This is a genomic window from Dolichospermum sp. UHCC 0406, assembly GCF_009712025.1.
GTDB lineage: Bacteria > Cyanobacteriota > Cyanobacteriia > Cyanobacteriales > Nostocaceae > Dolichospermum > Dolichospermum lemmermannii.
In genome coordinates this window covers 184,987-199,948 of sequence record NZ_VILA01000026.1, presented here as the reverse complement: position 1 = coordinate 199,948, position 14,962 = coordinate 184,987, and the positions used below count along the sequence as shown (strand labels likewise).

The 14,962-nt window shown below is 38.3% G+C and carries 16 protein-coding genes; 5 read left to right on the top strand and 11 right to left on the bottom strand.

All coding sequences use genetic code 11. The annotated features are described in order from the left end of the window. Positions 1–34: 34 nt before the first annotated feature. A complete protein-coding gene (locus tag FJR09_RS21130; RefSeq protein WP_015080617.1) occupies positions 35–1,318 on the bottom strand; it encodes a hypothetical protein in 1,284 nt (427 codons plus the stop codon). Beyond that, positions 1,318–1,536 (bottom strand): hypothetical protein, encoded by a 219-nt coding sequence (locus FJR09_RS24850; protein ID WP_041458062.1) that lies wholly within the window; start codon positions 1,534–1,536, stop codon positions 1,318–1,320. Before FJR09_RS24850 ends, FJR09_RS21130 begins: the two co-directional genes overlap by 1 nt. Positions 1,537–1,703: 167 nt before the next feature. Between FJR09_RS24850 and FJR09_RS21125 the strand changes: the two genes are divergently transcribed. After that, complete coding sequence (locus FJR09_RS21125) at positions 1,704–1,919, top strand: type II toxin-antitoxin system HicB family antitoxin (RefSeq protein WP_015080616.1); 216 nt, start codon at positions 1,704–1,706, stop codon at positions 1,917–1,919. A gap of 55 nt (positions 1,920–1,974) precedes the next feature. On the opposite strand, the gene alaS is transcribed toward FJR09_RS21125, so the two are convergent. After that, positions 1,975–4,617: an alanine--tRNA ligase gene (gene alaS / locus FJR09_RS21120; protein ID WP_168652485.1), complete on the bottom strand. Its 2,643-nt coding sequence runs from the start codon at positions 4,615–4,617 to the stop codon at positions 1,975–1,977. A 186-nt stretch (positions 4,618–4,803) separates the two neighbouring features. Between alaS and FJR09_RS21115 the strand changes: the two genes are divergently transcribed. Together FJR09_RS21115 and FJR09_RS21110 are read left to right on the top strand one after the other, a co-directional pair. Further along, complete coding sequence (locus FJR09_RS21115) at positions 4,804–5,028, top strand: type II toxin-antitoxin system HicA family toxin (RefSeq protein ID WP_168633285.1); 225 nt, start codon at positions 4,804–4,806, stop codon at positions 5,026–5,028. After that, positions 5,025–5,252, top strand: coding sequence for a type II toxin-antitoxin system HicB family antitoxin (locus FJR09_RS21110; RefSeq protein WP_168633284.1), 228 nt, complete (start codon positions 5,025–5,027; stop codon positions 5,250–5,252). Before FJR09_RS21115 ends, FJR09_RS21110 begins: the two co-directional genes overlap by 4 nt. Positions 5,253–5,287: 35 nt before the next feature. On the opposite strand, the gene FJR09_RS24845 is transcribed toward FJR09_RS21110, so the two are convergent. Continuing rightward, positions 5,288–6,535, bottom strand: coding sequence for a hypothetical protein (locus FJR09_RS24845; protein WP_217356968.1), 1,248 nt, complete (start codon positions 6,533–6,535; stop codon positions 5,288–5,290). Further along, positions 6,532–6,885: a hypothetical protein gene (locus tag FJR09_RS21100; RefSeq protein ID WP_015080613.1), complete on the bottom strand. Its 354-nt coding sequence runs from the start codon at positions 6,883–6,885 to the stop codon at positions 6,532–6,534. The genes FJR09_RS24845 and FJR09_RS21100 overlap by 4 nt, the downstream gene beginning before the upstream one ends. Before the next feature lie 519 nt (positions 6,886–7,404). On the opposite strand from FJR09_RS21100, the gene FJR09_RS21095 reads away from it, so the two are divergent. Further along, positions 7,405–8,862, top strand: a complete 1,458-nt coding sequence (locus tag FJR09_RS21095; protein WP_168652484.1) for an ammonium transporter — start codon at positions 7,405–7,407, stop codon at positions 8,860–8,862. 217 nt (positions 8,863–9,079) lie between these two features. Here FJR09_RS21095 and FJR09_RS21090 read toward each other — a convergent pair whose 3' ends face one another. Then, on the bottom strand, positions 9,080–10,585 hold the full coding sequence (locus tag FJR09_RS21090; RefSeq protein ID WP_015080611.1) for a pitrilysin family protein: 1,506 nt from the start codon (positions 10,583–10,585) through the stop codon (positions 9,080–9,082). A gap of 166 nt (positions 10,586–10,751) precedes the next feature. Further along, complete coding sequence (locus FJR09_RS21085) at positions 10,752–12,329, bottom strand: pitrilysin family protein (protein ID WP_015080610.1); 1,578 nt, start codon at positions 12,327–12,329, stop codon at positions 10,752–10,754. A 150-nt stretch (positions 12,330–12,479) separates the two neighbouring features. On the opposite strand from FJR09_RS21085, the gene FJR09_RS21080 reads away from it, so the two are divergent. Beyond that, positions 12,480–13,094 carry a TetR/AcrR family transcriptional regulator gene (locus FJR09_RS21080; protein ID WP_015080609.1) on the top strand — a complete coding sequence of 205 codons (615 nt, stop codon included), beginning with the start codon at positions 12,480–12,482 and terminating at the stop codon, positions 13,092–13,094. Here FJR09_RS21080 and FJR09_RS26015 read toward each other — a convergent pair. The 4 genes from FJR09_RS26015 to FJR09_RS21065 form a co-directional block, all read right to left on the bottom strand. Beyond that, positions 13,080–13,208, bottom strand: a complete 129-nt coding sequence (locus tag FJR09_RS26015; protein ID WP_256370278.1) for a hypothetical protein — start codon at positions 13,206–13,208, stop codon at positions 13,080–13,082. The genes FJR09_RS21080 and FJR09_RS26015 overlap by 15 nt on opposite strands. A gap of 15 nt (positions 13,209–13,223) precedes the next feature. Beyond that, entirely contained in the window at positions 13,224–13,370 is a 147-nt protein-coding gene (locus FJR09_RS25560; protein WP_174783361.1) for a hypothetical protein, read from the bottom strand. 18 nt (positions 13,371–13,388) lie between these two features. Further along, positions 13,389–13,829, bottom strand: a complete 441-nt coding sequence (locus FJR09_RS21070) for a DUF4332 domain-containing protein (protein ID WP_015080608.1) — start codon at positions 13,827–13,829, stop codon at positions 13,389–13,391. A gap of 316 nt (positions 13,830–14,145) precedes the next feature. Then, on the bottom strand, positions 14,146–14,946 hold the full coding sequence (locus FJR09_RS21065) for a PhzF family phenazine biosynthesis protein (RefSeq protein WP_015080607.1): 801 nt from the start codon (positions 14,944–14,946) through the stop codon (positions 14,146–14,148). Between the last annotated feature and the right edge of the window lie 16 nt (positions 14,947–14,962).

Below are 14,962 nucleotides of genomic sequence, written 5' to 3'. Positions count from 1 at the left end.
TTACTAATTTTGCAACAAACAAGAACTTCACATATCAGACTAAAGGCTTCTCTAATCTTTCTGTCAACTTACGTTTTGCTCGGATAATTTGCCTGTGACCTTCTGGTCGGCGACCAAGTTTATCTACAAGTGGTGCGATACTTGCTTTAACTGTATCAGAACATAAAGGAACAAGCCAGGGAAAAATTCCTTGGGTTAGAGGACTCAAGTTACCAACCGCAGGAGATAGAACATAGTTCCACACGCCTTCAAGGGCTTTAATGTAGAGTTTTTGATTTTCAATTTCAATCGCTTTGTAATCATTAAGAAACTTTTGCAATCGCTGTGTATCAGCAGAAAGACCCCTAATTGTGTAAATCTCTTTAACTTCCTTCAGGATATTAGCCGCTTCATTGATACTGTTTCCCCTAGCAGTACGAACTTGCAGAAGTTTATCAATAGTCTTCTCTATAAATACATTGTCATCCACCTGTTCTTTTAGGGTCATATTGTTTAAACCTATTTCCCGAAAATTGGGATGAACTGAGTCATTTGCTTCTTGTAGTAAATAAAGAACATAGCGATTAACCTCTATATCCGTTGCTTGGAATGGTACATCTCTCCAGTAATCACGAACATCTTGTGACTGCTTATACTCTTCTGCCGTCATGTTGTAGGTTGTTCCCCAAGACCCAGTTAAGGGAGCAGTAAAATTTAAGTGGCAACTTCTTAATCTTTTTGCCAGATTAACAAAAGCTTTGGCAGCATTATACTTAGCAGTTTCATTTGGTTTGGCTGTAGCTTCTTCTCCTAATTGCACTGCTTTCTGAAACAGAGCATTAAGTTCACTCTTAGGATTTTCTTCATACTTATGGCTGTCAATCTTAATCAGATGTAGAGGTAAATAGTGAGATATGGCGTTCAAATATGCCCAATGCCACGCAACTGCCGCCAGATGAGGCTTTTCAGTACGAAATTCAGCGTCAGGGTGTACAGACTTAATCTCTTGAAAACATTGTTGAGCTTTGCTTAGATATTTTATTGCTTCATGATAATAATTTTCGTAGTTATCATTATCATATCCACTTGATTGAAGAGCAATGTTGAAAATAGGCTTTCTCAAAGCACTTCCAATATAAAGTTGCGATTTTGCGTGCTGAAAAAGTTGCTCAATTCGTTCAGCTACTTGAATATGCTCTCTAAAATCTTGATTTGCATCCGAGTCATAGTCTCGAAAATTAAGATAGATATACCCAACTTCAGCCATTTGGCATAATGAACGAAAGGGCATACCAAAAGGGCGAGGTTTCTTCAGTTCACTGGGTGTAACGTCAACCATCAATCTAGGTTGTACAATTGCAGAGGAAGAGACTGTCCATTAATCCAACTACCGATGGTCTCATGGTTCATTCTAAATGACTCATTTACTCTTCCCATAGTTTTTAGGGCTAACGCACTCAGATCACGCAACTGTTCAATTTCACGACGTTGTCCTTGCCAATCCAGTGTTTGAACGAGTTCAGATTGTTTCTGGTAGAGGTCTTTCAGTATTTGCATAAGCTAATCCTTCCTTTAGGTAAAAAATAGTCAGCCTAAAGATACAAACAGAAGATTTAACTCCTATTCCGCAGGATAAGCCTAGATATTCTACCAAATATTCAAAAAGACTTAGCGGAAGGAACTCGAAAGAGTATTTTTTCCCAAGCACAACTGGAGGACAAACAATGAAAAATTATGCAGTAGTCTATGAATGGGCAGGTAGTAATTATTCTGCTTATGTTCCAGATATACCCGGATGTGTTGCTTGTGGTGATACTCTACAAGAAACAGAAGAACTAATTAAAGAAGCTATAGAATTGTATTTGGAAGTATTGAAAGAAGATGGAAAACCTATACCCAAACCTTCTACAAAAGTAGGTCAAGTTGCAGTGATGATCTAAAATCCAGATCCCCGACTTCTTTAAGAAGTCGGGGATCTAAATATTGATCTAAATCCTATTTCAACGCTGCTAACAAATCATTTTTCGCAGTTTCTAATGCTTCTGGTAACTTACTTGCGTCACGTCCCCCAGCTTGCGCGAGGTTGGGTTTTCCACCACCACCACCTCCACAGATTTTAGCTACATTACCAACAAATTTTCCAGCTTGAACACCTTTTTTATTCACTTCAGGACTGAAAGCTGCAACGATACTCACTTTTCCGGCTTCGGGAATAGAACCTAAAACTACTGCACCATTACCGATTTTTTGCAGCAATCTTTCCGCAGCAGCTTTTAATGATTCTGCGTCAATATCTTCCATTTGGGCAATAATGATTTTGTGTTCTCCAATTATTTCCGCAGTTTGTAATAAGCTGTCAGATTTGACTATTGCTATTTGTGATTTCAGGCTTTGAATTTCTTTTTCGTTGTTGCGAAGTTCGGTTTGTAAAGTTGTGATTCTGTCGGGTATTTCTTCGGGTTTGACTTTAAAGCGATCGCACAAATCCTTCACAACTATATCACGCACATTCAAATAATCCAATACCGCAGCCCCGGAAACCGCTTCTATTCTTCTGACTCCAGAAGCAACTCCGGCTTCAGCAATGATTTTGAAAACGCCAATTTCCGCAGTATTATTAACATGAGTTCCCCCACATAATTCCATAGAAACGCCAGGGAAATCAATCACCCGCACTTGATCACCGTATTTTTCCCCAAACATTGCTACTGCACCTTTCGCTTTAGCTTCTGCTATAGGTATCTCTTCCATTGTAGCAGAATGAGCTTCAGAAATCCAACTATTTACTAATTCTTCAATTTGTTGAATTTCCTCACCATTTAAAGCGCGAGGACAGTTAAAATCAAAGCGCAATCTATCAAAAGAAACCAAAGAACCAGCTTGAGAAATTCCCTCATCAACAACTTTCTTTAAAGCAGCTTGTAATAAATGAGTTGCTGTATGATTAGCTTGAGCGCGACGACGACAACCCCGATCAATTTGTGCGGTAATTTCATCACCAATTCTAATTGTACCACGTTCAATGTATCCAAAATGAATAAAGAAATCAGATTCTTTTTTCACATCTTCAATTCTGACTAAAACACCATCACCGCTAATATAACCTTTATCGCCAATTTGTCCCCCAGATTCAGCATAAAAAGGAGTTTTATCGAGAACAATTTGTACTTCTGTTCCTGCTTCTGCGGCTTCTTCAGAAACACCAGCAACTAATAAAACTTCGATTTTTGCTGTTGTTGTTAATTGGGTATAACCAATGAATTGTGTGGAGTGAATATGTTCTGCAAGTTTATCTAAAGAACCTTGTACAGTTAAATCAATGGTTTCGTGTGCAGCTTTTGCACGTTCTACCTGTTTTTGCATTTCTGCGTTGAAACCATCAACATCAACAGTAATGTGATTTTCTTCAGCAACTTCTTGGGTTAATTCTAATGGGAAACCGTAGGTATCATACAAGGTAAAAGCACTTTCACCACTAATAGAAGTTAATCCTTTTTGTTTTACCTCTTGGATAATTTCTGCTAATAGTTTTTCTCCTCTATCAAGAGTTTTCAAGAAGTTACTTTCTTCTCTTTGCAATTCGGCTTTAATTGCAGTTTCTCTTTGTCGCAAATTGGGATAAATTGATTCCGAAAGAGAAATTGCGGTTTCTGCAACTTGGTTAATAAATTCCCCAGAAATTCCGATTAATCTCCCATGTCTGACGACGCGACGAATTAAACGCCGTAAAACATAACCTCTTCCCACATTAGAAGCGCGAATTCCATCAGCAATCATGTGGACAACAGAACGGACATGATCACCAATTACCTTTAAAGAAACTTTCGTATTTTCATCACTTTCGTAATAATCAATTTTGGCAATTTTTGCCGCAGTTTCAATAATCGGGAAAATCAAATCTGTTTCATAATTATTCGGCTTCTTTTGCAGGATTTGCGCCATTCTTTCCAAACCCATTCCCGTGTCAATATTCTGATTTTGCAACGGGGTTAAATTACCAGCAGCATCCCGATTATATTGCATAAATACCAAGTTATAAAACTCGATAAATCGGGTATCATCTTCTAAATCAATATGATCTTCACCGCGTTCTGGGTGAAAATCATAATAAATTTCCGAACAAGGACCACAGGGACCAGTAATTCCAGATACCCAGAAATTATCATCTGCACCCATGCGTTTGATGCGTTTTTCCGTTACACCAATAGTATCGCGCCAAATTGCAAAAGCTTCGTCGTCGTCTTCAAACACGCTGACAACGAGATTCTGGGGGGAGAAACCAAAGACTTGAGTAGATAATTCCCAACCCCAAGCGATCGCCTGTGGTTTAAAATAATCACCAAAGCTGAAATTCCCCAACATCTCAAAAAATGTATGATGGCGTTGAGTCCGTCCCACATTTTCGATATCATTGGTACGGATACACTTTTGCGAAGTCGTAGCGCGTTTAAATTCCGGTGTCCGTTGTCCCAGGAATATCGGCTTAAATGGTAACATCCCTGCAATAGTCAGCAGCACAGTTGGATCTTCGGGAACAAGGGAAGCACTGGGAAGCGGTTGGTGTCCCCGTTGTGCGTAGAAATCAAGGAATAATTGACGAATATCGTTACCGCTAAGAAATTGGGGAGTTGAAGACATGAGTGTTTAAGAAATCAAATTTAGTTAATTTAGGAAAATCTGCACAAAGCATCATTACTATTTATAACTTATGCCAGGAAATATGAAATATAGTTAGCTTTCAGGATCTTTCGTCAGAGTTTCCCATTACTGATTGGTATCAAATTAACGTCAATTCATATACCTTAATAATATTTCCGTGGAAAAATGCCGAAAAAAATCAGAGAATTAAAAAGTTTACTCAAAAAAGCTGGGTTTATTTACCGTTGTGCAAAAGGAAGTCATACCCGTTGGTATCATCCTTTATTACCAGAAGATCCTATTACCATCTCTGGCAAAGATGGAGATGATGCTAAACTATATATAGAAAAAGAAGTTAACGAAAAATTAGCTAAATTAAAATCAATTCAAGAGGAGGAGTCAGAAGAATGAATTTACCTTATACTATCATTATTCAATGGAGTAGTGAAGATAAATGTTATTTAGTTCATTTACCTGAATTTCCTACTCAAAAATATCATACTCATGGTGATACTTATGAAGAAGCTGTGAAAAATGCTCAGGAAGTGATAGAAATGTTAATTGCTGAATATCAAGAATATGGAAAGCCTTTACCTTTAGCTAAATCTTTAGAACAATTGATTAATGTGGCTTAATTGATTTATAATCAGGTGGTTAGTGGTGTACTATATTATCTCAAATTAATTAACTGAACTAACCTCGTAAAAGTTGGTGATATTTTCTGTAAAGATAGAGTTATCGAAGTCGAATTTTCAACAAATTCGTGAACCTTTTCGGTAGAGATAAAGTTATCAAAATCAAATTTTAGAGCATTAGTAGAAATGGCTAAATTTATTCGCAGTTTGCTTCTATTCTCTTCATGCTTTCCATTATAAAGTGATTTAATCTCCTCAGCTTTTCCATCATAAAGTGATTTAATCTCCTCAGCAAGAAAATTTGATTGCTTAGATTTTAGATCCATGTAAAAAATGATTATCCCTGATTCTAGTATTATCTGTGTTGATATAAATGGTGTAATTTCTCTTATATTATGACCAGCCATATATTCGATTTCTCTAAATGGTCGCGCTAACTCATCAAGGAAAACTGGCTGAGATTCTGTTTTTTCAGGGCTATACATACGAACTGCAATTGATAGGCCATTACCATAAACAATTGTTCCCCATGAAGCAAGACATGAAGTAATTAATCGCCATATATTGTCTTGCACTTTATAATAACTTGCACCTGTATCCGAATTTAAGATTGCAGGATTATAGATTGTTTTGAGTAAATTACTAATATCTGACCCAATACATTGATATGAGTATTTATTGTATTTCTTTTGTCTGCCTATTTGCAAAAATTTCTCCAGCCCTTCAGCCCATTCTTCTTTTATATCCAAATCATCTACTTTATCTAATACTGATTGAGTCAGAGATTTAAACTCTCTAAGTTGCTTTCTTGTGCGAGGAGCTTTTGCATAATTTTCTCCCCAAGTAGATATAAAATCTAGAGTTTGTTCAGAAATAAGAGAATTTTTTTCAAAAAGACTCACCTTTAAAAAAGAATCTAGTGCAGGACTTAATAAGGCAAAAATAGGTAATTCCCAATCTTTAATACAAGATATAAGCCCAATAATACTAATCCTTAATGGACTATCAGAAGTTATGTTATGTCGAGATAATATTGATGCGAGAAATAACCAAATTACATTATTGTTGACTTCTTCTGAAGCTTTTTTAAGAAGTTCACGTCCCAACACTCCCAAACCTATTTCTACAATTTGCTGAGATCCTAATGCAAGCAAGGTTGCAAAATCTCGAACAGTCTCATCTACTTTTTTTAGATTAACAGATATTTTTGCAACTTCCTCTCTCGCTCCGTCGCGATCGCCAGAGTCTAAAAATTGTTGTACTTTAGTGAGAGTAGTTGTCATTCTGCTTGTTGTGTAGGAATAAAAGTGATACCGCAGCGAATTTCAATGTCAACACGAGCATTGCCAACTGTACGCTTAGGATCTTGAAATGATGGAGGTTGGGACTCGGGTCCGACACCACCTTGTTTACTGGCATTCTCAACGAAACGTCTAGCTCTCTTAAAAGGATTTTTTCTTTGTGCTTTTTGAGAGTCGCTACATTCCCCTTCAATCTTAGCAAGAAATGATAATCCCTCTTCATCAGTAACAGGTTTATCTTCTGCCCAAGAACTGGTGTATCCTCCTTTCTTTGTTATATCATCTCCTTGAGCTTGTACTACTCCACGGTATGATGCTTGGGAACTGCACATATCAAACCCTGAAATCTAGCTAATTTACTGTCCCAAATTTTACCACAAATAGATATTAGACTGGAGCAGATGTATATATAATTACTACATATATATTTACGCAATAAATATCAGATTTTTGTATATAAAGGATTTCAGGCGTAATTAAGAGATCCAAATCACAGCAAATGCTGATATTGTCAAGAATACACAAGCTTTCTGTATTTTTGCAGAGTGAATAATTTATCCTAATTACAAAAAATGTATTTTATGATACAGAATATTTTTTCTCATTAAATAGAGAATTAACCAGCTTTATGAAGAAATAATTCAGAAGTCAGAATTTAATTCTGATTTATTATGTAATTCAAGTTGATAAATATTCCACTTAACTAAAAGCAGGAATTATCAAATAAGTTTCTGTTATTGTTCTATGTTTATTTTTGATAACCATATTGAACAGACATAACAGATTTACAACCATCAACATCAGATAAAAAGCCTAACTTAATTAGAGCTTTTCTAGCCGGAAAAACAGCAATGAATAAACGTATTCGCCCCTTATATCGCCTTCTAGCACTAGCTATAGGTTCAATGGTCTTGGCAATTTTCGCGCCCACAGTTGTCCATGCCGCAGATCCTGTGACACTGGAATCATTAGACGCAACAACCAAACAATTACAAATTTCCATTGATACTACCTGGGTACTACTCACAGGCTTTTTAGTATTCTTCATGCAGACTGGATTTTCGATGTTAGAGGCAGGTTTGCTGCGCCGAAGAGGTGTAGTAAATGCCCTATTGGAAAACTTTATTGATGCCGCTGTCACCATTCTCATCTGGTGGGGTGTGGGTTTTGGCATTGCCTTTGGTACGAGTGCTGGTGGGTTTATTGGTACAGATACCTTTTTCTTGAGTCAATTACCCGTTAATGGTGCTTTTACCAATGGTGGTGTTCCCGGAATCGCTTCTGGACTCAATGCTTATACTTTGTTCTTCTTTCAGTTTGCCTTTGCTGCTACTGCCAGTACAATTACTACCGGGGCAATGGCTGGGAGAACGGACTTTATCGGTGATTTAATTTATAGTGCCATCATGGCTGCATTCAGCTATCCCGTAGTTGTACATTGGGTATGGAACTCCAGTGGCTGGTTAGCGAAAATTGGTTTTCATGACTTTGCTGGTAGTACGGTAGTTCACACCGTTGGGGGTTGGACAGCTTTAGTTGGTGCTTTTTTACTTGGGCCACGCCCTGGACGAACTCCTTGGGGGCAGATTCCTCCAGCCCATAACTTAGGTTTGGCAGCTTTGGGAACGATGATTCTCTGGTTTGGCTGGTATGGCTTTAACCCCGGTTCAACCCTTGGTACTGGTAATCCTGGCTTAATTGGTTTAATCACCCTGAATACGTCCCTGGGGGCTGGGGCTGGGGCGTTAGCGGCGATGTTTTATCAATATAGTCGTTCACGTAAATGGGATTTAGTCTATTGTCTGAATGGTTCTTTGGCAGGTTTGGTAGGTATTACCGCTGGTTGTGCTTTTATAGCACCTTGGGCGGCGGTTGTGATTGGTTTAACTGGGGGAATTTTAGTAGTTTTGGGTATTGATATTATTGAAGCGTGCAAAATTGATGATCCTGCGGGAGCATTTTCTGTTCATGGTATTAATGGCATGATGGGTACACTGGCAGTTGGTTTTTTAGGTCAACCAGAACTGACTTTGAATAAAAAAGCTGGACTGTTTTTAGGTGGTGGTTTTGATTTGCTGGGTGTGCAGATTTTGGGCGTAGTTGCAACATCAGTTTTTACTATTGCTTTTGCCTTTTTAATGTTCACTGGACTCAATGCTATTGGTAAGCTGCGTGTTAATCCTGAAGCTGATAAGGTGGGGATTGATAACTATGAACACGGTGCAACTGTCTGGTCTGATTTTCATGCAGTTGAGGAGCTTTTAGAGAAGGAAAAAAATAACTCCAAAAATCCTCAAGTAAGTCCGTAGGGTTTGCGAAATCAGTTGTTGGTGGGTTAAGGTGCAAGCTAACCCACCCTCTGGCTAACACAAAAACACCAACCGGAAAAAAGTGATTTTATGGTGTTGACAAAAAATTTTCAGTGTGTTATCATATAATTGACGAGGAAGAACTATTTTAAATTAATAACAAAAACAACCAGATCCCCGACTTCTTTAAGAAGTCGGGGATCTAAATTAAATTCTATTAATTCCTAGCTGCTGGTTGAGTGCCGGGAATGGTAATATCTATTGATGTTACCTTGGCTGCTAAATCAGTTAATGGTTGTTTCATAGCAGCTTGATTTCCGACTACTAAAGTCACTAAATTCTCTGGTTTCAGGTATTTCTGTGCCACCCGTTTAACATCTGCTGCTGTAGTAGCAGTAATGGCTTTTTGATAACGAAATAGGAAATCAGCGGGATAACCATAATATTCGTATCGCATTAATCTAGATAATGTTTGGCTAGGATCTTGAAAGTTGAAAACAAAGGAGTTGAGTGTAGAGTCTTTGGCTTTATTTAATTCTTGGGTTGTGATATTTGCAGTTTGTAACCGTTTAATTTCTGTTTCCAGGGATTTGATGAATTGAACTGTGGTTTCGGTGCGGGTTTGTCCTCCAGCTAGGAATGTTCCGGGGTAGTCGAAACGGGGACTCCACATTCCATATACAGAGTAAGCTAATCCTTGACGCGATCGCAATTCATTAAATAAACGTCCCCCAAAGCCATTTAATACGCCATTCATGACATCCAAAGCTGGATAATCAGGATTGTCGAATTTTCCACCCAAATGACCAATTAAAACGCTACTTTGGGTGAGTTGGGGTTGATTAACAGAAAATACACCGCCTAAATTAGCTTGTGTGACTTGTGGTAATGGGGTTTTAGCAATTTGAGTATTTGCTTTCCAATCACCAAACTTGGCTTGAATGAGCGATCGCATTTTTTGAGAATTAAAATCACCCACAATCCCTAAAATGATCTGATTGGGGTGAAAATACTGTTGATAAAATTTCAGCAAATCATCACGGGAAATTTTATCAAGAGTTGCATACTCAACAGTTCGGGAGTAGGGACTTTCTTGCCCATAAATTAATTTTCTCAACTCTCGACTGGCAATACTATTAGGGTTATCATTGCGACGAGCAATACCACCCCGAATTTGAGTTTTATCCAAATCCAACTTTTCCTGTGCAAAAGCCGGTTCTCGTAATACCTCACTAAATAGCCCAAATGCCATTTCTAGATCTTCACTCAGGGCTTCAAAACTAGCACTACCAGCAGCTTCTCCCATATCTGTTTCCACAGACGCAGCCCGTTGTTCTAATATCTCATTTAATTCATCAGCGGAATGCTTTTTAGTGCCACCACTTCGCAATGTAGAACCCACCAAACTAGCTAAACCTGCTTTTTCGGGTTGTTCCCAACGGCTACCTGTTCTGATCAATGCTGTACCTGTTACCAATGGTAATTCATGATCTTCCATCAAATAAACTACCAAGCCATTTTTAAGTGCATATCGCTCATACTTGGGTAATTTAATTGCGGAAACGGGGGCAAATTTTAACTCATCGTAATGCTTTGCTGTTGTTGCTGCCCAAGAAAAATTCAAATTTACGAGCAAACAAGCAACAACAATCACCAATGTGAAAACAAATTTTTGTCCCTTAGCAAACTGGAATTTTTTGCTTTTCAAATCTAACCTCAACATATTTGTCTGCAATTTTGGTTCAGGATTGAAAGATTAATCCTTTTTGAATTTAAGAATTTTTAGGACAACACGGCGTAAATCAACAAATTATTAAAAATCTCCAAAAAGCTGGGATAATTTGCTTTTTTAATTTTTAATTATTAATTTTTAATTCCGCCCTGCGGTACTATCCTGGTTGTTTTGATAACAACTTCCCAACTATGCGATTTTCTGGCGTAAATGTTGCCTTGGCTACTCTTTGAATATCTTCAGGAGTGACTGCGGCAATTTTTTCTAATTGCCCAAATAAATTGCGCCAAGAACCGGTTTTGACTTCATATTCCAACAACTGTTGTGCCATGCCTGAGTTAGAATCAAGGCTGCGTAATAATCCGGCTCTTGCTTGGGTTTTTATTCTGGCTAATTCCACCGCAGATACAGGTTCTGTTTTCAACTTATCAATTTCTTGGCGTAAAGCGATCGCTACTTGATCGACTGTTTTTCCAGGAGATGTGAGAGCATAAAAGAAGATGAGATTAGGATATTTATCCCCTGGAAAGCCACTAGAACCTTGAGCATTTAGGGCTAAACTTTGTTTTTCTACCAAAGACTTAAACAGTCTTGATGTTCTGCCGTCACTCAATAAACTGCCAATTATTTCATAAACTGCATTATCAGGATCAGTCACAGCAGGACGATGATAACCTTCTAAATACCAAGGTTGAGTAGCTAATTCTAAAGTAACTTCCCTGGTGGCAGTTTGTTGGGGTTCTACAGGTAGTTTTTGTTGGGGTTTGGGTTTAGCTGCATAACGCCCAAAATAAGTTTGTGCCAGTTTTTTCACTTCCGCAGGGTTGACATCTCCCACAATCGCAATTGTTAAATTACTGGGAGCATAATAAGCATCAAAAAACTTCTTAACATTCTCTGGTGTTAAGTTGCGAATATCTTGATCATAACCGATTACCGGTCGGCGGTAAGGATGAACTTTGAAAGCAGCATCTATGAATTTTTCCACCATTTGGCCGATAGGAGAATTTTCCACTCGCAGCCGTCTTTCTTCCAAAATTACTTCTTTTTCTTGATAGAATTCCCGAAATACAGGATCTAAAAAGCGATCTGATTCTAAAGACATCCACAATTCTAATTTATTGGCTGGAAAACTGTAAAAATAGCGAGTAGCTTCGGAGGAAGTAGTTGCATTTAAGCCCACACCTCCAGATTGTTCAACAATTTGCCCCATTTCGTTTTGTTTAACTAATTTGATGGCTTGGGATTCTACTGATTTAAATTCAGTTTCTAACCGCGCTATTTCATCTTTTTTACTATTAGTTTTTGCAGTTTTGATTTGGTTATCTAACTGTTCTAACTTGGCTAAAAGTGGTGCTTCGGCTTTATAGTCTGTAGTCCCGATGCGTTTTGTGCCTTTAAATGCTAGATGTTCAAGAAAGTGGGCTACTCCTGTTTGTCCATCTGGTTCATCAATTCCACCGACATCAGCATAGGTGAGAAAGGAAACTACTGGGGCTTGATGTCTTTCTAAAACGATGAATTTCAGTCCATTATCCAGGCGAAATTCAGTGAGACGATTAATTACTTGTTCTAGATAAGGTTGAATGGAATTTGGGGATTTTTGCAGGGCTAAAGCTGTTTCTGGGATCAATCCTCCACTAAATACCATTAATGCCAAAGTGGTGGCTAATAGCCGCCGGAATGGGGAATTTTTAACGTTACCCATGAAGAAATTTAAAATTGTCTGGTGCATAAGCAAAAGTTAAAGTAAATTTACATTACTTGAGAAATAGACTACTTAACAAAAAGAGAGTTATCTTCTATTAAGCTTTTTGTATTTTTAGCATTTGATGTTCCACAATAGGGCTACGAATCTTGTTTTAAATATATCAAAATAACTACCATGCGGATTTTTAGTTCTCCTCCATCATCAGAAATGCAGACGCGTACACGCATTTTGCAAGCAGCACAACGATTGTTTGCAGCCAAAGGGTTCGAGGGAACTACAACCCGTGATTTAGCACAAACCGCAGGGGTAGCTGAAGGAACTCTCTTTCGTCATTTTGCCAATAAAAAAGCAATTTTGGTGGAAGTAGCTACTAGCGGCTGGGTAGATATTCTCACAGATTTGCTGACAGAACTCAGCGAAATGGGTAGCTATAAGGCGATCGATCAAGTTATGCGCCGGCGGATGTGGAATTTACAAAAAAACGCCGATATCATGCGCGTTTGCTTTATGGAAGTCCAATTTCATCCAGATTTGCGCGATCGCATTCAAACAGAAGTTATTGATAAAATGACAGCCGTTGCTGAAGCATTTTTTCAAACCGCAATAGATAAAGGCATCTATCGTCAGATGGATGCCAAACTTGGAGCTAAAGTTTTTTTAGGTTTATTTGCGATCGCCGGTTTCTCCGATCATACCCTCATAGAACCCAACGCCTCCCCCCAAGAAATGCAAAAAATGGCGGAGGGACTAGCGGATATTTTCCTTAACGGTGTCTTAGCAAAAGAATAGGCAGGACGCAAGAGGCAAGAGGCAAGAGGCAATAATAATTATTACCACTGACCACTGTACGGGCGAAGCATTTGGAGAACTATTTTTGGCAATGACCGATAATTTATCTTCCAAATGCTTCGCCCCTACTTACCACTGTACGGGCGAAGCATTTGGAGAACTATTTTTGGCAATGACCGATAATTTATCTTCCAAATGCTTCGCCCCTACTGACCACTGTACGGGCGAAGCATTTGGAGAACTATTTTTGACAATGACCGATAATTTATCTTCCAAATGCTTCGCCCCTACTGACTAATTACCCATTGCTTGCGCTTGATGACTCCACTGTTGGACTAATTCAACTGCTGGACACAAATCCCGGTTATGCAATGTTGCTACTTGCAAACGCATAACTTGTCTATGTAATCTGTGAGTCGGAGTTTGGGCTAATTGGGCTATGGAAATAACCCCAGAGTGAAGCAATATACCGCAATACTGAGTTCCTACACTGGGAACACGGGCTAAACCTGCCAAAACAACCCATTTATTCACAGAATGGATATTTACCTGTAATTTACCCGCTAATACTATTCTCTCTTCTGGAGTTTTTCCTCTATTAATTAATTCTTCTGTGGTATTAATGCCACAATTCTTTAATTGAGCTTGATCTTCTGCACTCAATCCTGGTAAATCTTTTACAGGCCAATCTGATTTTTGAAGTAAATTTCTATTAGCTGCACGGTTAATGGTCATTTTTTGAGTTTTTAGTATGGGTTAATTTATGTAAAAATTCAGTATTTACAGGGATTTCTCCTTCTGAACTCTAACATTTTTATCAAATCACCATCCCTCTTTAGGACGGTATTACTAACATTATCACCTATAAAAAATGGAAACCTCAATTTATTTACTGCTCAACTTCCTGCATTAAAGGAGGTTCACCGTCAATAATGCCCGATAAGTGTCATCTGAAATCTAAAAATTTAATTACAAATATTAACTTAATCCTTGTCTACTAAGATCTCCGACTTCTTTAAGAAGTCGGGGATCTGCGGGATATCATATATTCTTAACCTATAGTTAATTTTCCTTGGATTACTGTTACAGCTTGTCCAGATATAAAGACGCGGTTTGCTCCAGGATAGTACACTTTGACTACTCCACCCCGACTAGAAGCTTGATAGGCTAAAAATTCATCTTTTCCCAATTTATCCCGCCAAAATGGGGCTAAACAACAATGTGCCGCACCTGTTACCGGATCTTCATTAATCCCTAAAGTGGGGGCAAAAAAGCGGGAGACAAAATCATATTCCGAGTCAGAATCAGCAATGCTAGTAACGATAATATCAGCCTTAGTGAGAGTTTTCATTTGTTGGAAATTCGGCTGCATTTCTCTGATTAATTGCTCAGATTCTACTTCTACTAAATAGCCGAGAGAATTTTGGACAACAGATTTACAATTCACTCCTAAAACTTGACTTAATTCTGGAGGTGATTCTACAGCTTGAGAAAGATTCACCGGAAAATCTAACTGAATCCAATCATTTTCTAGTTTCGCTGCAAGTACACCACTTTTTGTATAAAAACGCGCTTCTTGATTTGGTAATAAATGCCCTTGTGACCATAATACATGAGCGCTGGCCAAGGTAGCGTGTCCACACAGGGGAACTTCTACTGTCGGAGTGAACCAGCGCAAATTGAAACCGTCATCTTGTTTAATTAAAAAAGCGGTTTCTGATAAGTTCATCTCCTGAGCGATATTTTGCATCCATGCTTCAGATTGTGGACTATCTAAAACACATACAGCCGCAGGATTTCCTTTGAATGGAGTATTAGTGAAAGCGTCTACTTGAGTAATAATTTGGGTCATTTGTAAACTATCTAAA